The 17,862-nt window shown below is 61.7% G+C and carries 13 protein-coding genes, 1 pseudogene and 1 riboswitch; of the genes and pseudogenes, 7 read left to right on the top strand and 7 right to left on the bottom strand.

The genetic code is table 11. The features are described 5' to 3' along the window. Positions 1 to 94: 94 nt before the first annotated feature. The gene (locus AD663_RS29680; RefSeq protein ID WP_371261230.1) at positions 95 to 838 is read right to left on the bottom strand and encodes a methyl-accepting chemotaxis protein; all 744 of its coding nucleotides are present in this window, start codon (positions 836 to 838) and stop codon (positions 95 to 97) included. Positions 839 to 952: 114 nt separating this feature from the next. Further along, a pseudogene (locus tag AD663_RS29675) lies at positions 953 to 1,147 on the bottom strand (HAMP domain-containing protein); the annotation flags it as partial. A gap of 1,304 nt (positions 1,148 to 2,451) precedes the next feature. On the opposite strand from AD663_RS29675, the gene AD663_RS22460 reads away from it, so the two are divergent. Next, entirely contained in the window at positions 2,452 to 3,267 is an 816-nt protein-coding gene (locus tag AD663_RS22460; protein WP_003185297.1) for a M48 family metallopeptidase, read from the top strand. A 130-nt stretch (positions 3,268 to 3,397) separates the two neighbouring features. Here the strand turns inward: AD663_RS22460 and AD663_RS22455 are convergent, their stop codons facing one another. The 3 genes from AD663_RS22455 to AD663_RS22445 all read right to left on the bottom strand — a co-directional run bounded on the left by AD663_RS22455 (position 3,398) and on the right by AD663_RS22445 (position 6,243). Beyond that, entirely contained in the window at positions 3,398 to 3,982 is a 585-nt protein-coding gene (locus AD663_RS22455) for a TMEM165/GDT1 family protein (RefSeq protein WP_003185295.1), read from the bottom strand. Positions 3,983 to 4,072: 90 nt separating this feature from the next. Further along, positions 4,073 to 4,193: riboswitch (yybP-ykoY riboswitch) on the bottom strand. Positions 4,194 to 4,245: 52 nt separating this feature from the next. Further along, positions 4,246 to 5,244: a class I SAM-dependent methyltransferase gene (locus tag AD663_RS22450; RefSeq protein WP_003185293.1), complete on the bottom strand. Its 999-nt coding sequence runs from the start codon at positions 5,242 to 5,244 to the stop codon at positions 4,246 to 4,248. 33 nt (positions 5,245 to 5,277) lie between these two features. Then, the gene (locus AD663_RS22445) at positions 5,278 to 6,243 is read right to left on the bottom strand and encodes a 2-hydroxyacid dehydrogenase (protein ID WP_053214558.1); all 966 of its coding nucleotides are present in this window, start codon (positions 6,241 to 6,243) and stop codon (positions 5,278 to 5,280) included. A gap of 215 nt (positions 6,244 to 6,458) precedes the next feature. Here AD663_RS22445 and AD663_RS22440 point away from each other — a divergent pair, with 215 nt between their 5' ends. Beyond that, a complete protein-coding gene (locus AD663_RS22440; RefSeq protein WP_003185289.1) occupies positions 6,459 to 7,088 on the top strand; it encodes a LysE family translocator in 630 nt (209 codons plus the stop codon). 33 nt (positions 7,089 to 7,121) lie between these two features. Here AD663_RS22440 and AD663_RS22435 read toward each other — a convergent pair whose 3' ends face one another. Together AD663_RS22435 and AD663_RS22430 are read right to left on the bottom strand one after the other, a co-directional pair. Then, positions 7,122 to 7,739 (bottom strand): CatB-related O-acetyltransferase, encoded by a 618-nt coding sequence (locus AD663_RS22435; RefSeq protein WP_003185287.1) that lies wholly within the window; start codon positions 7,737 to 7,739, stop codon positions 7,122 to 7,124. Further along, on the bottom strand, positions 7,736 to 8,650 hold the full coding sequence (locus AD663_RS22430) for a glycosyltransferase family 2 protein (protein WP_003185285.1): 915 nt from the start codon (positions 8,648 to 8,650) through the stop codon (positions 7,736 to 7,738). The genes AD663_RS22435 and AD663_RS22430 overlap by 4 nt, the downstream gene beginning before the upstream one ends. Positions 8,651 to 8,918: 268 nt before the next feature. Here AD663_RS22430 and AD663_RS22425 point away from each other — a divergent pair, with 268 nt between their 5' ends. The 5 genes from AD663_RS22425 (at position 8,919) to AD663_RS22405 (ending at position 17,821) form a co-directional block, all read left to right on the top strand. After that, positions 8,919 to 10,601 (top strand): fatty acid--CoA ligase, encoded by a 1,683-nt coding sequence (locus AD663_RS22425; RefSeq protein ID WP_053214557.1) that lies wholly within the window; start codon positions 8,919 to 8,921, stop codon positions 10,599 to 10,601. Positions 10,602 to 10,932: 331 nt separating this feature from the next. Next, positions 10,933 to 12,789 carry a DUF1302 domain-containing protein gene (locus AD663_RS22420; protein WP_053214556.1) on the top strand — a complete coding sequence of 619 codons (1,857 nt, stop codon included), beginning with the start codon at positions 10,933 to 10,935 and terminating at the stop codon, positions 12,787 to 12,789. A 25-nt stretch (positions 12,790 to 12,814) separates the two neighbouring features. Further along, positions 12,815 to 14,179 carry a DUF1329 domain-containing protein gene (locus tag AD663_RS22415; protein WP_003185280.1) on the top strand — a complete coding sequence of 455 codons (1,365 nt, stop codon included), beginning with the start codon at positions 12,815 to 12,817 and terminating at the stop codon, positions 14,177 to 14,179. Between the two features lie 216 nt (positions 14,180 to 14,395). After that, positions 14,396 to 17,131, top strand: coding sequence for a LuxR C-terminal-related transcriptional regulator (locus AD663_RS22410; RefSeq protein ID WP_053214555.1), 2,736 nt, complete (start codon positions 14,396 to 14,398; stop codon positions 17,129 to 17,131). Between the two features lie 189 nt (positions 17,132 to 17,320). After that, positions 17,321 to 17,821, top strand: coding sequence for a methylated-DNA--[protein]-cysteine S-methyltransferase (locus AD663_RS22405; protein WP_053214554.1), 501 nt, complete (start codon positions 17,321 to 17,323; stop codon positions 17,819 to 17,821). Positions 17,822 to 17,862 lie beyond the last annotated feature (41 nt).

Here is a 17,862-nt window from a genome sequence, read left to right as displayed (position 1 = left end):
GCCCGCTCCCACAGGGGCTGCGGGCGTTTCACAGATATTGTGTCCACCATAAGTCCCTTATGGGAGGGAGCTTGCTCGCGATGAGGCCTTTGGATCAGACCCTGAACTGATTGATCAACCGCCGCTGCTGCTCTGCCAGTTTGGTCAGGCCGGCGCTGGCTGCGCTGGATTCATCGGCTCCGCTGGCCACTTCGTTTGCCACTTGCCCGATGTTGATCACGTTACGGTTGATGTCATCGGCCACGGCGCTTTGCTCCTCGGCGGCGCTGGCGATCTGGGTGTTCATGTCGTTGATCACCGACACCGCCTGGGTGATGGTTTCCAGGGCCTGGGCCGCTTTCGCCGCATGCTGCACGCTTTCATCGGTGCGATGTTGGCTGTCTTCCATGACCCGCACCACATCCCGGGTGCCCTGTTGCAATTGCTGGATCATCGACTGGATTTCTTCCGTGGCCTGTTGCGTCTTCTGCGCCAGGTTGCGCACTTCATCGGCGACCACCGCGAAACCACGGCCTTGCTCGCCGGCCCGGGCCGCTTCGATGGCCGCGTTGAGGGCCAGCAAATTGGTCTGTTCGGCGATTCCGCGAATGGCGGTGAGAATCGCGTTGATGTTCTCGCTGTCCTTGGCCAGGGTCTGTACCACGCCCACGGCCTTGCCGATTTCCACGGCCAGGGCACCAATGGACGTGGAAGTGTCTCGCACAATCTGCATGCCCTGGCTGGCAGCCTGGTCTGCATGGCTGGCGGCTTGGGCGGCCTGGGTCGCGTTGCGCGCCACGTCCTGGGCGGTGGCCGTCATTTCGTGCACGGCGGTGGCGACCTGATCGATTTCCGACATTTGTTTATGCACGCCCTGGTTGGTGCGGATCGCGATGTCGGCGGTGTGCTCCGACGAATCGCTGACGCTCTGCACCGAGGTCACGACCTGGGTAATCATCCCCTGCAACTTGCTCAGGAAGGTATTGAAGCCCCGGGCAATCGCGCCCAGTTCATCGGCGCGGTCGCTAACCAGGCGACGGGTCAGATCGCCTTCGCCCTGGGCGATATCGTCGAGCATCGCCACCATTTGCTTGAGTGGCCGGGCAATGCCGTGGCCCACCAGCCAGATCACCAGCAGACCGATACCGGCTATCGCCAGGCCGACCATGGCCATGCCGAAAATGTCGGTCTCGCGCTGCTCATCCAGGTCTTTTTGCAAGGTCTGCAAATCGGCCATGACCGCGTTCAGCGGCAACTGCAGCATCAAGGTCCAGCGGGCGTTGGTTTCGCCGATGCCGAACGGCATGTACACCTCGATGTGGCCATGCTCCTCGTCGATGTCGTAGCGAATGTCGCCGACGGCAAGCTTGGCCAGGTTATCCAGTTCACTGGCATCAAGCAGGTCACTGGCTTTCTCGCCGAGTTTGCTCGGGTCCTTGGTAAAGGCTACGAGTCGATTGTTGCTGGAAAGCAACGCCATCTCGCCGGCGCCGTTGTACAGCTTGCCGTCCGCGGCAACGAGCATGTCCTGGATGAAGTTCACCGACAGGTCGGCCCCGACAATGCCTTGGAACTTGCCGTCGATCAGGATGGGTTCGATGAACGAGGCGAGCATGGTCATGGTGTCGCCGACGCGGTAGGGCGCCGGGTCGATCACGCAGGCTTTCTTGCTGTCTTGGGAGCACAGGTAGTACTCGCTGGCGCGGATGCCGGTGGAGAGCAGTTTCTGGTCGGTCACGTCGGCGAGTTTTTCCAGGCCCAGCGTACCGTCCTGATTGCGGAACCACCATGGCAGGAAACGCCCGTTGGTCTCCATGCCCAACACCTGGCTGTTCACATAATTGGCGTCGTCGTGATCGATGGCGTTGGGTTCCCAGGCGATGTAGGCACCGAGGATTTTCGGATTGCGCACCACGTTCTCGCGCAGCAGGCTGATCAGCTGTTCCCGGGGGATCTTCAATTGTGGGCTGCCATCCGCGCCGTTCATGCCCATCATGGCATTGCTGGTAGCCAGGCCACGGGCGAGCAGCAACGGGGCTTCCAGTTCCCGTTGGATCAGGCTGGCCTGGGTGCGGGCCAAGGCACTGAGACGCTGTTCGATGAGTTGCTCGAACTGCGCCGTGGTCCGCTGTTGCACCATGTCCTGGGTGCGGGCCCCGGCGAACAGCGCATACAGCACAAGGGCGCCGACCACGCTGAGCACGATGGCACCGGCCAGGGCGGCTACGGAAGACTGGATCGATTTGAATTTCATAAAGGCTCCGGACGCGAAGATGACGTCTTGAGCGTGTATCGGCGTTTTCACACCCCGGCATGAGGCACTGTTCGTCGGCTGACTGTTTTGGCTTCGTGGGTGTCGCAAATGGACTGGGTGGGCCTGGTCTGAAAAAAACGCTTGGCCCCTCGTTGTTGTATCTGGCGCCGATACAAATCAACGCCTAGGATACGCCCACGTTTCCAGGGAGCTTCTACATGAACAAGACATTGATGGTGAGCGCTCTGAGCGCGGCGTTATTGCTTACCGGTTGCCAGTCGGTCAACACCACCAGCGGCGGAGCCGTGGGCGTGGAGCGTAAGCAGTACATGTTCAGCATGCTGTCGACTGCCGAGGTCAACCAGATGTATGCCCAGTCTTATCAGAAGACCGTGGGCGAGGCGGGCAGCCAGGGCGTGTTGGACAAGACCAGCAGCGACGCCAAGCGCATCCAGACCATTTCCGACCGGCTGATTGCCCAGGCCCCGATATTCCGTCCGGATTCGGCGCAGTGGCAGTGGGAAGTGAACCTGATCAAGAGTGACGAGCTCAACGCCAACTGTGGTCCTGGCGGCAAGATCATTTTCTATACCGGGCTGATGGACAAGCTCAAGCTCACCGATGCCGAAATCGCCGCGATCCTGGGCCATGAAATCGCCCACGCCCTGCGCGAGCATGGGCGTGAAGCAATGTCCAAGGCTTATGGTATCGAGATGGCCAAGCAGGGCGCCGGCGCCTTGTTCGGGCTGGGCCAGGACAGCCTGGCGTTGGCCGACACCGTCGCCAACTACGGCATGACCCTGCCCAACAGCCGCGAAAACGAGAACGAAGCCGACCTGATCGGCCTCGAACTGGCTGCCCGCGCCGGCTACGACCCGAACGCCGCGATCACCTTGTGGAACAAGATGGCCAAGGCCTCCGAAGGGGCGCCGCCGGAATTCATGAGCACCCACCCTTCGTCCAGCAGCCGGATCGCCTCGTTACAGGCGGCGATTCCGAAGGTGATGCCGCTTTATCAGCAGGCCAAAAAGTAAGCGTCAAGGCTGTTTCTCTGTGGCGAGGGAGCTTGCTCCCGCTCGGTCGCGCAGCGGCCGCAAAAGCTTAGGGCTGCTTCGCAACCAGCGGGAGCAAGCTCCCGCGCCACAAGAGCCTGCATCAATCTGATCAAACCCACCCACTGCTCTGCATCGCCTTGTACACCGCAACAATCGCCAAGACGAAAAACGCCGAGGCGGCCAGGCGGCGGATCAAGGTCAGGGGTAGTTTCTCGGCGGCGAAGTTGCCCGCCAACACCACCGGCACGTTGGCAATCAGCATGCCCACGGTGGTGCCGATGATCACCAGCCACAGCTCAGGGTATTGCGCCGCGAGCATCACCGTGGCGATCTGCGTCTTGTCGCCGATTTCCGCCAGGAAAAAGGCAATCAGGGTGGTCAGGAATGGCCCGAACTTGCGGGCGGTGTTGGCTTCTTCGTCGTCCAGCTTGTCCGGGACCAGGGTCCACAGCGCCGTGGCCGCGAAGCTCGCTGCCAGGATCCAGTGCAGGACCGCATCCGAGAAAATACTGCCGACCCAGGCTCCGACTGCCCCGGCTGCCGCATGGTTGGCCAGTGTCGCGGCAACGATGCCGGCGATGATCGGCCAGGGCTTGCGGAAGCGAGCCGCAAGAATGAGCGCGAGTAATTGCGTCTTGTCGCCGATTTCGGCCAGCGCAACGATAGCGGTAGGTACGAGGAGAGAGTCCAGCATCAGGTGATTCCTAAAGGGGCGGGTCGACACGGCTATGACACGTACAGCCTTCCCGCCCCGGGTAAGGTGTGCGTGTCATAGGTCTTGTCAAACCCAGCGACCATCTGCGTGGACGCTTGGGCCGCATACGCCATGGTCTGCTGACCAAGTATGTTGACGTATGCCGGGCGAGCCTGGCGCTCGCGGGAGACTACTCCCCTAGGACGGAGCGGATTCTGCCTAGGCAAATCCGATTGGGCAAGTGCTGTTTCTTAAAAAAGGTTTCAGCCACGCTTGGCCCGGTAGATGCGGAAACCCTGGCCTTCGGCCTTGATGGCGCACACGCCCAGGTGCTCTTCGATCAGCGGCTGGTACTTGAGGAAACTGTTTGCGACCAGCCGCAGTTCGCCACCGTTTTTCAGATGTTTCGCTGCTTTTCGCAGCAGATTTTCCGTGGCGTGGTAGTCGGTATGCACGCCGACATGGAAAGGCGGATTGCTCAAAATCGCACTCAAGCCCATCGGTGCAGCATCGATTCCGTCACCGGTCAGCACCTCGGCTTCCAGCCCGTTGGCAGCCAGGGTCAGGCGACTGCTGGCGGCGGCAAACGCGTCCACGTCCAGCAGCGTGACGGTGTTGTGCGGATAGCGACGCTTAACCGCCGCCCCCAGCACACCGGCACCGCAACCGAAATCGAGCAAATGGCCGCTGGGCAGCTTGTCCAAATGGTCGAGCAACAGCGCGCTGCCACGATCCAGGCGCCCATGGCTGAACACACCTGGCAGGCTGATGACTTTCAGCGCGCCTTCGGCCAGGGGCAGCTCGTAGGTCTGGGCCAGGCTTTCCAGGGGCTTGGCCTCGGGGGCATTGGCGACGGTGACTTGCCAGAGCTGGCAATGCCGCGCGCTGTCGAGCTTGCGCGGTTTGCCGAACGGGTTGAGCTGTTTCGACGCGCCCTCGATACCGCTGCGTTTTTCCCCCACCAGATACACCTCGCGCCCGCCCAGGCGCGCCGCCACGGCATTGAGGATGTAATCGGTGAGGTCCTTGGCCTTGGGCAGGAACACCACGGCGGTGTCGAACCCCCGCTCGGGTACGTTCACGCCAAAGTGGCTGCGTTCGGGAAAGCGGGCCTCCAGCGCGGCCTGATCGCCGGCGTGCCAGCACCAGCCATGGGCATCGGGCAAGCGGCCAAGCAGATCATCGGCGGGCAGGCCGGCCAGCAACACCGAGCCCTGGAATAAATCGGCCTGACGAAGCAGTACTTCACTGCGCGGATCCATGGTCTGCTCCTTGAAAAAAAGTGCGGCAGTTTATCAACTGACGACCCGCTGTGGTGTTCCGCTGAAAAAGCCCCGGGCATTTTCGGACATCTGGCCGACGATTCGCTGCCGCGCCTCACGGCTGCCCCAAGCGTTGTGTGGCGTGACGATCAGCCGAGGGATGTCGCCGGCCAGCAGCGGGTTGCCCTGGGTCGGCGGTTCCACGCTGAGCACGTCGGTGGCGGCGCCGCCCAGGTGGCCACTGCGCAACGACTCGGCCAATGCCTGTTCGTCGATCAGGCCTCCGCGGGCGGTGTTGACTACCAAAACGCCAGGTTTGAGCAGCGCCAGTTCCCGAGCGCCGATGAACCCTCGGGTGTGTTCGTTGAGCGGGCAGTGCAGCGTCAGCGCATCGACTTGCCCCAGCAGTTGCTCCAGCGGCAAACGATCGGGCCGGGCAGGGCGCCCCGGGATTAGCCCCAGCAGCACGCGCATGCCAAAGGCTTCGGCCAGCCGTGCGACGGCGCTGCCCAGCTCACCATGGCCCAGCAATCCCAAGGTCTTGCCTTGCAGCTCGATAATCGGGTAATCCAGCAGGCAGAACTGTGTAGCTTGCTGCCAGCGACCTTCACCCACCGCTTTTTGGTAATCGGCCAGGCGCGTCGCCAGGTTCAGCAAGAGCATGATCGTATGCTGGGCCACCGATGGCGTGCCGTAGCCCTGGCAATTGCACACCGTGATGCCGTGGCTGCGGGCGGCCGCCAGATCGACATTGTTGGTGCCGGTGGCGCTGATCAGGATCAGCTTGAGCTCCGGGTTGGCGGCCATGGCGGCGGCATCGATCACGATTTTGTTGGTGATCGCGACGGTAGCGCCCTTGAGCCGCTCGGTCACTTGCTCCGGCGTGGTCCGGGCGAACAGCTGCAGTTCTTCGAAGCAATCGCGCAGCGGGCCCAGGTCCAGGTCGCCGAGGTCCAGGGAAGGGTGGTCGAGGAAAACTGCGCGGGCGTTGTTCGTCATCAGCTGTACCTTTTATGTGAAGAACCGAAGGCGTAATGTGGCGAGCCTATCAGATGAACCATGGCCGTGGCGCCGACATCCGTGGCGAGGGAGCTTGCTCCCATTGGCCTGCGCGGCAGGTCCAATCAACGGCAGGCGATCGCTGCGCAATCGAGCGGGAGCAAGCCCCCTTGCCACGGTCGTCACTTAACAAGGCCTAACCTCAAGGAGCTCCCATGTACCTCGCCGAATTTCTCACCGTCGCCCTGATCCACTTGTTGGCCGTTGCCAGCCCCGGGCCGGATTTTGCCGTGGTGGTGCGTGAAAGCGTGACCCATGGCCGCCGCGCCGGGACCTGGACGGCATTGGGCGTTGGCACGGCGATTTTCCTTCACGTGGGGTACTCGCTGCTGGGTATAGGCCTGATCGTGTCGCAATCGATCGTGCTGTTCAACGCGCTCAAATGGGCCGCCGCGGCGTACCTGCTGTACATCGGCTTCAAGGCGCTGCGGGCGCAGCCGGCCAAGCCGACCGACGAAAACCTGCACAAGGAAGTGGGTGAACGTACCGCCCGCGGCGCGTTCACCTCGGGCTTCGTCACCAATGGCCTGAACCCCAAGGCGACGCTGTTTTTCCTGTCGCTGTTCACCGTGGTGATCAATCCGCATACGCCCCTGGCGGTCCAGGCCGGCTACGGCGTGTACCTGGCAGTCGCGACGGCGGTCTGGTTCTGCCTGGTGGCGATGCTGTTCAGCCAGCAGCGGGTGCGCGCCGGTTTCGCCCGGATGGGCCACTGGTTCGACCGGACCATGGGCGCGGTGCTCGTCGCCATTGGCGTGAAGCTGGCCTTTACCGAAATGCACTGATCGTATCGATCGTTTTCACGGAACATCGAAGGATCAAGGACGTCGATGGACGTAATCCAGGAAGGCGTCGATGTTGTCGCTGCACAGCAGCGGTGACACCGCCTTGATTTCTTCCATCGGCCACTCCCACCAGGCCGACTGAAGCAGGGCCTGACGTACCGGTTCCTCGAAGCGCCAGCGGATGAACCGGCACGGGTTGCCGCCCACAATGGCGTAAGGCTCGACGTCCTGTGTCACCACCGCCCCCGCCGCGATCACGGCCCCATGGCCGATGGTCACGCCGGACAGGATCATCGCTTCAGCGCAGATCCAGCAATCGCTGCCAATCACCACGTCGCCCTTGGTTGGGCTGCAGCCGGGAATGGCGCGGGCTTCATCGATCATCAGCGGGAACGGGAACGTGCTGACCCAGTCGGTGCGATGTCCGCCGCCCAGAAGGATCTTCACCCCTTGGGCAATCGACGTATAAGACCCGACCTTGAGGATCGTGTCGTCGCCGAACTCCATCACCTCGGGCACGCCATAAGTGCCTACGCCGACCTGGTATTTCGGATATCGCAGGCGGATTTTTTCCGGTGCTCTCTCCAGTTTTTCCAGGCGCTTGAGGTGCTTGCGTACGTTGCGTTCCTTGAGTTTTTGCAAGAACTTCATGGCCGAGGTCTCGCCTTGGGACGTCGCAAGACCAGCCGCCTGAAACGCTTGAAACTGGTTTTGTTCAAGTAGCGCCATGGAATGCTGCGCAATAACTGCCAGGCTTCCTTCCGGTCTTCGACCACGGCGTATTTCAGCGCTTTATGCACCAGCACCGTGCGCGCCGACTCGTAGGCCGGGTGGTCCTGATAGGGCTCGATGGCCTGCAGGTCCGCCTCGAGCATCAAGCGGTACTTTCGCGACAAGTTGTTGGGGTGGCGTCGATACCGCGTGACGCGGATCGGCAATTCATGAATCTCATAACCACGGTGAGCGATCCGCAGGGTGATCTGGAAGTCCTGGACCCGCAGCAGCGGATCGTAAAAGTTGGCGTCCTGCAGTGCGCTCATGCGGTACAGCGCGGCGGGCGCGCCGATTACCGTAGCATCGCGCAACAGCTCATCGAAGGTATGGACCCGGATGTGATCGCGCTGTTGTTCCTTGATGGTGCGGCCTTCACTGTCCATGTAAATGACCAGCGCGCCGACACAGCCGACTTGCGGATGCTCGTCCAGGTATTGGGCTCGGACCCGGATCGAATGGGGCAACATCACGTCGTCGAGGTCCGGCGTCGATACGTAAGTGCCCTTGGCATACGTCAACCCGTGGTTGAGTGCTGCACTGACACCCTGGTTCTCCTGGCAATAGAGCTGGAAATCGTAGGTCTGCTGCAACTGCCGGAGCAGGGCGAGGCTGTTGTCGGTGGAGCCATCGTCGACCACGATCACTTCAACGTTCGGGTAGTCCTGGGCGAAGAGGCTGTGGATCGCTTCTTCCAGGTATCTCTCGGCGTTGTAGCAAGGGGCCACGATCGACACCAGCGGCGCAACCTGGGGTGCTGTGGCCTGGGAAAAGGTCAATTCGGCGCTCATTAATTCTCTGCCAAGGGCGGCGGCATTGTGGAAACCTGTCAGGGCACGTCCCTACAGGCCTTGTAACAAGAGTGGTACCTATGCTCGCCGTTGGATCGCGATCTGACAAGTCTGGTGATGGCATGTTTGCCGAATCTGCTGCCTGGATGGCTCAAGGCTAGTATTTGCGTGGTGAATCAAATCATTCCTTTGGCTGATTTGATCCGTGTATAAGCGCTCTAGAGTGCTTACTTCCAGCCAAGACCGTGCAGTCAGAAAAGGGACACTTATGTTGCAGACTCGCGTTATTCCTCCAGCCGAAGGCGCTTATCAATACCCGCTGCTGATCAAGCGCCTGCTGATGTCCGGCACGCGTTACGAGAAAACCCGCGAGATCATCTATCGTGACCAGTTGCGCTACAGCTATCCAACGCTGATCGAACGGGTGGCGCGATTGGCCAACGTGTTGACCGAGGCCGGGGTCAAGGCTGGCGATACCGTGGCGGTGATGGACTGGGACAGCCATCGTTACCTGGAATGCATGTTCGCGATTCCGATGATCGGCGCGGTGATCCACACCATCAACGTGCGCCTGTCGCCGGAGCAGATCCTCTACACCATGAACCACGCCGAGGACCGCTTCGTGCTGGTCAACGGCGAATTCGTCGGTTTGTACCAGGCGCTTGCCGGGCACCTGACCACGGTGGAGAAGACCCTGCTGCTGACCGACTTGCCGGAAAAAACCGCCGACCTGCCCAATCTCGTGGGCGAATACGAACAGTTGCTGGCCGCGGCCAGCCCCACCTACGACTTCCAGGATTTCGACGAAAACTCCGTCGCCACCACCTTCTACACCACAGGCACCACGGGCAATCCCAAGGGTGTGTACTTCACCCATCGTCAGTTGGTGCTGCACACCATGGGCGTGGCGACCATCATGGGGTCCATCGACAGCGTGCGGCTGCTGGGCACCAACGACGTGTACATGCCCATCACACCGATGTTTCATGTCCACGCCTGGGGCTTGCCGTACGTGGCGACCATGCTCGGGCTCAAGCAGGTTTACCCCGGCCGCTACGATCCGGAGTTCCTGGTGCAGCTGTGGCGCAAGGAAAAGGTCACCTTCTCCCATTGCGTGCCGACCATCCTGCAGATGCTCCTCAATGCCAAGGGCGCCCAGGACACCGATTTCGGTGGCTGGAAAATCGTCATCGGCGGCAGTGCTCTGAATCGCAGCCTGTATGAGACGGCCAAGGCCAAGGGCATTCAGCTCACCGCTGCCTACGGCATGTCGGAAACCGGTCCGCTGGTGTCCTGCGCCCACCTCAACGACGAATTGATGGCCGGCAGCGAAGACGAGCGCACCACCTACCGGATCAAGGCCGGCGTGCCGGGGCCGCTGGTGGAGGCGGCGATCGTCGACACCGAGGGACGGTTCCTGCCCGCCGACGGCGAGACCCAGGGCGAACTGGTGCTGCGCGCGCCATGGCTCACCGAGGGTTATTTCAACGAACCGCAGAAGGGCGCCGAACTCTGGGCCGGCGGCTGGCTGCACACCGGAGACGTTGCCACGCTCGACAGCATGGGCGTCATCGACATCCGCGACCGCATCAAGGACGTGATCAAGACCGGCGGCGAATGGATCTCGTCCCTGGACCTGGAAGACCTCATCAGCCGTCACGTGGCGGTACGCGAAGTAGCAGTGGTCGGCATCCCCGATCCGCAGTGGGGCGAGCGGCCGTTTGCCTTGCTGGTGATTCGCGAAGGGCATCAGATCGGGGCTCGTGAACTCAAGGAACACCTCAAGCCGTTCGTCGAGCTGGGGCACCTGAGCAAGTGGGCGATCCCGAGCCAGATCGCCCTTGTTACGGAAATTCCCAAGACCAGCGTCGGCAAGCTCGACAAGAAGCGCATCCGCGTCGACATCACCGAATGGCAGAGCAACAACAGCACCTTCCTCTCCACGCTTTAGGGCGTTTTTCCGTGCCCGAAAGGGCACGGCACCCCCACCAAGCAAGCGCTTGGCTTGTCAAACCGCAAATTTCAGCCATCCTTGCCGTGCCGACACCAGTCGGCCTGGCGAAAGGACTGTCCCAGAGTGGTTGAGGGCTGCAAATCACACTTTAGAGGGATCAAGCCGTACTACCTGCTGGCTATAGTCCGCTCACGGATTTTCAGGAACGGGGCGCACGCACGAAAGAGCGATGCGACTTCGACGGATGTCGGGACGCTGCCGTTCCCAGCCGTCGGGGTGTTCCTGGAATGTCCACTGCCATAACAATAAAGCACATGGAGTAGCGTCGATGACCTCAGCAACCACGTTCTGGCGCCGGGCAAAACTGCCTCTGGCGGTCAGTCTCGCCTCTTCGCTCGCCGGGCCAGCATTCGGTGTCAGTTTCAACATCGGTGAAATCGAAGGCCAGTTCGACTCGTCGCTGTCGGTCGGCGCGAGCTGGTCCACGGCCAAGCCCAACCGGGACCTGATCGGTGTCAACAACGGCGGCAAGGGCCTGTCGCAGACGTCCGATGACGGCCACCTGAACTTCAAGCGCGGGGAAACCTTCTCGAAGATCTTCAAGGGCATCCATGACCTGGAGCTGAAGTACGGCGATACCGGTGTGTTCGTGCGCGGCAAGTACTGGTACGACTTTGAACTCAAGGACGAGAACCGTCTGTACAAGGACATTAGCGACAACAACCGCAAGGAAGGCGCCAAGTCCTCCGGCGGGCAGATTCTCGATGCGTTCGTCTACCACAATTACGCCATTGCCGATCAGCCGGGTTCGGTCCGCCTGGGCAAGCAGGTGGTCAGTTGGGGTGAAAGTACCTTCATCCAGGGCGGCATCAACTCCATCAACCCGGTCGACGTGTCGGCATTCCGCCGTCCCGGTGCCGAGATCAAGGAAGGCCTGATCCCGGTCAACATGTTCTACGTGTCCCAGAGCCTGACCGACAACCTGTCGGCCGAGGCGTTCTACCAGTTGGAGTGGGACCAGACCGTGGTCGACAACTGCGGCACGTTCTTCTCCCAGCCGGACGTGATCGCCGATGGTTGTAACGACAACTTGCGAGTGCTGAACAAACGCTCGAGCATTCCGCTTCCGGGTGTCGTACTTCCGCTATTGGAAGGCCAAGGCGTCAACATCAACGAAGAAGGCGTGCTGGTGCGTCGTGGCCCGGACCGCGATGCCCGCGACAGCGGCCAATGGGGCGCCTCGTTGAAGTACATGTTCGAGCCGCTGGACACCGAGTTCGGTGCCTACTTCATGAATTACCACAGCCGTGCGCCGATCTTCAGCGCCCAGGGTGCTGCCCAGCAGTTCTACACCGCCGGGCCCATTGCAGCGCTGCGCCCTCTGATCGTGGCGGGTAATTCCAATTACTTCGTCGAGTACCCAGAAGATATCCGCCTGTATGGCCTCAGCTTCTCCACGACGCTGCCTACCGGTACGGCCTGGAGCGGCGAGCTCAGCTATCGTCCGAATGCGCCGGTGCAACTGAGCACCACCGACATTCTTTTCGCCGGTGTGACGCCGCTTCCCGGGTTTGGCAATGCATCGGTGCTCCAGGGCACACCAGGCCAGGATCTGCACGGTTATCGCCGTAAAGAGATCACCCAATTCCAGACCACCTTCACGCATTTTCTTGATCAAGTCATGGGCGCCAGCCGCCTGACCCTGGTCGGTGAAATCGGGGTCACCCATGTTGGTGGCCTGGAAAGCAAATCCGACGCTCGCTACGGCCGTGATCCGGTATTCGGGCCGGGCGAATTGCCTAACGGTTTCTGCAACTCGCTCAACACCTCCACTGCGGCGGGGGGCGGCCAGACCATCAACGACGTGAACAGCAACTGCAACAACGACGGCTTCACCACCGCCACCTCATGGGGCTACCGCGCACGCGCCATTTGGGAATACCCGGACGTCTTCGCCGGGGTGAACCTCAAGCCCAACGTGGCTTGGTCCCATGACGTCAAAGGCTACTCGCCAGGCCCTGGCGGCAACTTCGAGGAAGGCCGCAAAGCCGTCAGCCTCGGGCTGGATGCCGAGTACCAGAACACCTACAACGCCAGTCTGGCCTACACCAACTTCTTTGGTGGCGACTTCAGCACCGTAGACGATCGCGACTTCCTGGCGCTTAGCGTCGGCGTGACCTTCTAAGCACCGTATTTCAGGACGACACACTATGAAAATAACAAAAAGTCTATTGCAGGTCGGTGTTCTCGGGCTGTCCCTGCTGGCCGCCAGCGTCATGGCGGCAGTGCCTGCCGCCGAGGCCGACAAACTGGGCAAGAGCCTGACGCCGATGGGCGCCGAGATGGCCGGTAACGCCGATGGCTCGATCTCGGCCTGGAAACCCATGGCCAAGAACGCCGGTTCAGTGGACAGCAAGGGTTTCCTCTCCGACCCGTACGCCAGCGAAAAGCCGCTGTTCATCATCACCGCGCAGAACGTCGAGCAGTACAAGAACAAGCTCGCACCGGGCCAGTACGCGATGTTCAAGCGTTATCCAGAAACCTTCAAGATGCCGGTCTACCCGACCCATCGCGGCGCCACGGTGCCGGATGAGGTGTACGCCTCCATCAAAAAGAATGCGGTCAACACCAAGCTGGTGTCTGGCGGTAACGGCCTGGAGAACTTCGAGACGGCCGTGCCGTTCCCGATTCCCCAAAGTGGTGTGGAAGTGATCTGGAACCACATCACCCGTTATCGCGGTGGCAGCGTGACGCGCCTGGTCACCCAGGCCACGCCGCAACCCAACGGCTCCTACAGCCTGGTGTATTTCCGCGACCAGTTCGTGTTCCGCGACAAGATGAAAGATTTCGATCCAGCCAACCCTGGCAACATCCTGTTCTACTTCAAGCAGCAAGTGACCGCGCCGGCACGCCTGGCCGGTGGCGTGCTGCTGGTGCACGAAACCCTCGACCAAGTGAAGGAGCCCCGTTCGGCCTGGGTCTACAACGCCGGTCAGCGCCGCGTGCGCCGTGCACCGCAGGTGTCCTACGACGGCCCGGGCACTGCCGCCGACGGCCTGCGGACTTCCGACAACCTGGACATGTACAACGGTGCGCCGGACCGCTACGACTGGAAGCTGGAAGGCAAGAAAGAACTGTACATCGCCGCCAACAGCTACAAGATCGATTCGCCGCAACTCAAGTACGCCGACATCCTCAAGGCCGGTCATATCAACCAGGACCTGACGCGCTACGAGTTGCGCCGGGTCTGGCACGTGACCGCGACCCTGAAGGAAGGCCAGCGCCACATCTACGCCAAGCGTGACTTCTTCATCGACGAAGACACCTGGCAAGCGGCGGTCATCGACCATTACGACGGTCGTGGCCAACTGTGGCGCGTGGCCGAGGCCCATGCCGAGAACTACTACGACAAGCAAGTGCCGTGGTACGCCCTGGAAACCCTCTACGACCTGCAGTCCGGCCGCTACCTGGCACTGGGCATGAAGAACGAAGAGAAATCGGCCTACGACTTCGGCTTCACCGCCACCACCGCCGACTTCACACCCAACGCACTGCGCCAGGACGGCATCCGCTAAACCGCTGCATCCGAGGCCGCATCCTCGAAACAACGCCCCGACTGGTTCGGGGCTTTTTTTTGGAGAAAGATTTAAATACAAACCCGGCACCTTCAAGGGCAATCGCCATGTAGTCTTTTTGTAGCCATTTGTAGCACTCCCTTCAATACCTCCTCGTTTACCGCTAGTCTGCGGACATCTGCAACGCCGCCATTCGCATCTCAACAAGAGCCGGCCATGACTGATTTGTCTTCACTTCCGGATTCCGCCCGCGCGGCCATCGCGGTCCAGGACGGGCGTTTCTACCGCCCGCCCTTGCCCGACGGCCATGTGGTGCGGCCGCGGTTGTGCGAGCGTCTGAGCGCCGGGCTCGGGGGGCGATTGCTGTTGGTGAGTGCCCCGGCGGGGTTCGGTAAAAGCTCCTTGGCGGTGGAGTTTTGCCAAGGCCTGCCGGCCCATTGGCGCAGTCTCTGGCTGGGGCTCAGCGCCCGGGACAACGATCCGGGGCGTTTCCTGGAGCGGCTGCTCGAAGGGCTCCAGGCGTTTTTTCCACAGTTGGGCGGCCGGGCGTTGGGGTTGCTGAAGATGCGTCAACGCCATCAACCCTTTGCCTTCGAAGAATGGCTCGACGGCCTGCTGGATGAACTGTCTACCCATTTATCGCCCCGCGATCCCTTGCTGCTGGTGCTCGACGATTACCATCTGGCCCAGAGCGCGGTGCTGGATCGCTGCCTGCAATTTTTCCTTACTCACTTGCCAGATGGTTTGTTGGTGCTGGTGACTAGCCGCCAGCGCCCGGACTGGCACCTGGCGCGCCTGCGCCTGTCGCGCCAATTGCTCGAACTCAACGAACAGGACCTGCGCCTGACCCACGACGAGGCCTTGACGTTGCTGCAGCATCACAGCAGCTCCTTGCGTGGAGAAGCTCTGGAAAGCCTCATCCAGCGCAGCGAAGGCTGGGTGGCGGGGCTGCGCTTCTGGTTGCTGGCGGCGTCCGAAGCAGGCCCTGAAGGCTTGCTGCCCCAGGCCCTGCATGGTGGGGAAGGGCTGATTCGCGACTACCTGCTCGAGGAAGTCATCGACTGCCTGCCCGCCGAAGTGCAGGCCTTTCTCTACGACACCGCGCCCCAGGATCGCTTTTGCAGCGAATTATGCGACGCCGTGCGCGAAGCCCATGACAGCGCTGAAATCCTGCATTACCTGGCCGCCCACCAGGTGTTCCTGGTGCCGCTGGACGAGCACGGCCACTGGTATCGGTATCACCACCTGTTTTCCGACTTGCTGCGCAGTCGTCCCACTGCGCCGGCCATGGTGCCGGCCGCGACCCTGCACCTGCGGGCGTGTCGCTGGTTCAACGCCCAGGGCCTGATCGACGAAGCCGTGGAGCAGGCGCTGCGGGCCGGGCACCTGGATGTGGCGGCGAACCTGGTGCAGAACCTGTCGGAGGAGCAACTGCTGGCCGAGCAGAACGTCGGCATGTTGCTGCGCTGGAAGATGGATTTGCCAGACAGCCTGCTTATCAGCACACCGCGGCTGATCGTGCTCTACAGTTGGGCACTGGGGTTGGCCTGCCAATTGGACGCCGCCGAAGAACTGGCTGCGCATTTGAGTCGTTTTTTGCCGGCCCCGTCGGCCACGGCGCAGAAATCCATGCTCGCCCAATGGTTGGCCCTGAGCGGGATCGTCGCCCGTGGCCGCGGGGACCGTGAAGCCACCGTGCGCTACTGCAGCGAAGCCCTGCAAAGCCTGCCGCAAAAACGCTACGGCCAACGCCTGATGTGCCTGTCCACGCTATCGAACCTGGCAATTGCCGACGGTGATCTGTGGCGCGCCAGAAACCTGAATCGTGATTCCCTGGAGCTGGCGCAGCGAGTCGGTAATCCGCTGTTCGAGGCCCTGGCCCATTACGATCGCGCCCGGGTGTTGCAGGCGCGGGGCGAAATCCTGCGAGCGCTGGAGGAAGTGCACCAGGGGCTGCAACGTTTGCACAAATTATCGCCCCAGCGGCTTTATGCGGTGCGGGCGCGTTTGATTTTGTACGAAGGGTTCCTGCTGACCTTGCGTATGCAGCCCCAGGCTGGCTTGGCGCGGTTGCAGGCCGGCCTAACCGAAGCTCGCGCCTGCCGTGACATCAGCGTACTGATCGGCCACTGCGTAATCGCCCGTATCGAAGGTTACCGTGGCGAATTCGCCCGGGCCTTTGCCGAACTGGCCGAAGCCGAGCGCCTGATGCACATCTGGGATGTGCCGCCGATCTACTATCTGGCGATGATTACCCTGGTCAAGTGCGAGCTGTGGCTTGCCCAGGGCAGAACTGACTTGGCTGAGGCCTGGCTGGCGCGGTTGGGCCAGACCTACACCGGCGAGCAGGCTGCGGCACCGCCGGAATTCCATCCTCAGTTGCCGCTGCATGTCGAACTGCAGCAGGCGGTGCTGGAGACCATTCGCGGCCAGCCGATGCTCGCCGAGGGACGGCTCAATGCATTGCTTGAGCATGGGCAGCAAACCGGCCGGCAGATGCTTTGCGTAATGGCGCTCAACCAGAAAATCGCCCTGCTGTTGAGCGTTGGTCGTGAGCCCGAAGCCCGCCGCACCCTGGCCCAGGCCTTCGAAGCGGCCGCCGGTGGCGTGCTGCAACCTTTCGAATGGTTGTTGGGGGAGCATCGTGAATGGCTGCGCGAGCAATTGCTCGCCGCCCCACCCAGCACCTTGCGTGAGCATCTGCTCGAACGCTTGCCGTCGGTGGCGGGTCCGTCCGCTGACCCGTCGGCCCCCATCGAAACCCTCAGCAGCCGCGAACGGGCGGTGCTGCAATTGATTGCCCAAGGCTGTTCGAACCAGGAAATCAGCGAGCAGTTGTTCATCTCGCTGCACACCGTCAAGACCCACGCCAGCCACATCAACAGCAAACTTGGTGTGGAACGTCGCACCCAGGCCGTTGCACGGGCGAAGGAGCTGGGGTTGTTGGGGTAAGCGACGTTTGTTCAAGCAAAGACAAGCCCGTGGCGAGGGAGCTTGCTCCCGCTGGGTTGCGCAGCAACCCCAAGGCAGCGAACATGTTTGCCTGATACACCGCGTCGCCCGGTTTTGGGGGCGCTTCGCACCCCAGCGGGAGCAAGCTCCCTCGCCACAAAGCGGTTGGCTCGCGATAAGGAACACTCGATGCTACCCCTCTACAAAACCATCCAATCCCCCGTAGGCCAACTGATCCTCGTCGCCCGAGAGACAAAGCTGGCCGCGATCCTGTGGGAAAACGAGCGGCTCAACCGCGTGCGCCTGGGGCCTTTGGAAGAAGATATTGAGCACCCGACCCTCAAGGAAACCGAGCGCCAACTCATGGAATATTTTGCCGGCCAGCGCACTCGTTTCGAACTGGCGCTGGACTTTGTCGGCACTGATTTCCAGGTCCGGGTCTGGCAGGCGCTGCTGACCATCCCCTTCGGCCAGACCCGCAGCTACCGCGACATCGCCATCCAGATCGGCCAGCCGACAGCGGTTCGGGCGGTCGGCGCGGCCAATGGCCGGAACCCCATCTCGATCATTGCCCCCTGCCATCGCGTCATCGGCACCTCCGGCAGCCTCACTGGCTTTGCGGGTGGCCTGGCCGCCAAACAGTTCCTGCTCAGTCTCGAAGGCCAGCAAACCCTGCAATTGGCGTTCTGATCCGCCAAGCCCGTCCCAATCCCTCGGGAATGGGCAAGCAT

Origin of the sequence: Pseudomonas sp. Q12-87 (assembly GCF_001269755.1) — a bacterium.
GTDB classification, from domain to species: domain Bacteria; phylum Pseudomonadota; class Gammaproteobacteria; order Pseudomonadales; family Pseudomonadaceae; genus Aquipseudomonas; species Aquipseudomonas fluorescens_S.
Note: the sequence above shows the minus strand (reverse complement) of the source record. Positions and strands in the feature narration are given on the sequence as shown.

Coding starts and splice junctions, on each gene's coding strand:
- AD663_RS22410 (WP_053214555.1), top strand. CDS start 14,396: ATGACTGATTTGTCTTCACTTCCGGATTCCGCCCGCGCGGCCATCGCG.
- AD663_RS22435 (WP_003185287.1), bottom strand. CDS start 7,739: ATGAAGTTCTTGCAAAAACTCAAGGAACGCAACGTACGCAAGCACCTC.
- AD663_RS22460 (WP_003185297.1), top strand. CDS start 2,452: ATGAACAAGACATTGATGGTGAGCGCTCTGAGCGCGGCGTTATTGCTT.
- AD663_RS22445 (WP_053214558.1), bottom strand. CDS start 6,243: ATGACGAACAACGCCCGCGCAGTTTTCCTCGACCACCCTTCCCTGGAC.
- AD663_RS22415 (WP_003185280.1), top strand. CDS start 12,815: ATGAAAATAACAAAAAGTCTATTGCAGGTCGGTGTTCTCGGGCTGTCC.
- AD663_RS22455 (WP_003185295.1), bottom strand. CDS start 3,982: ATGCTGGACTCTCTCCTCGTACCTACCGCTATCGTTGCGCTGGCCGAA.
- AD663_RS22430 (WP_003185285.1), bottom strand. CDS start 8,650: ATGAGCGCCGAATTGACCTTTTCCCAGGCCACAGCACCCCAGGTTGCG.
- AD663_RS22420 (WP_053214556.1), top strand. CDS start 10,933: ATGACCTCAGCAACCACGTTCTGGCGCCGGGCAAAACTGCCTCTGGCG.
- AD663_RS22405 (WP_053214554.1), top strand. CDS start 17,321: ATGCTACCCCTCTACAAAACCATCCAATCCCCCGTAGGCCAACTGATC.
- AD663_RS22425 (WP_053214557.1), top strand. CDS start 8,919: ATGTTGCAGACTCGCGTTATTCCTCCAGCCGAAGGCGCTTATCAATAC.
- AD663_RS22450 (WP_003185293.1), bottom strand. CDS start 5,244: ATGGATCCGCGCAGTGAAGTACTGCTTCGTCAGGCCGATTTATTCCAG.
- AD663_RS29680 (WP_371261230.1), bottom strand. CDS start 838: ATGTCGGAAATCGATCAGGTCGCCACCGCCGTGCACGAAATGACGGCC.
- AD663_RS22440 (WP_003185289.1), top strand. CDS start 6,459: ATGTACCTCGCCGAATTTCTCACCGTCGCCCTGATCCACTTGTTGGCC.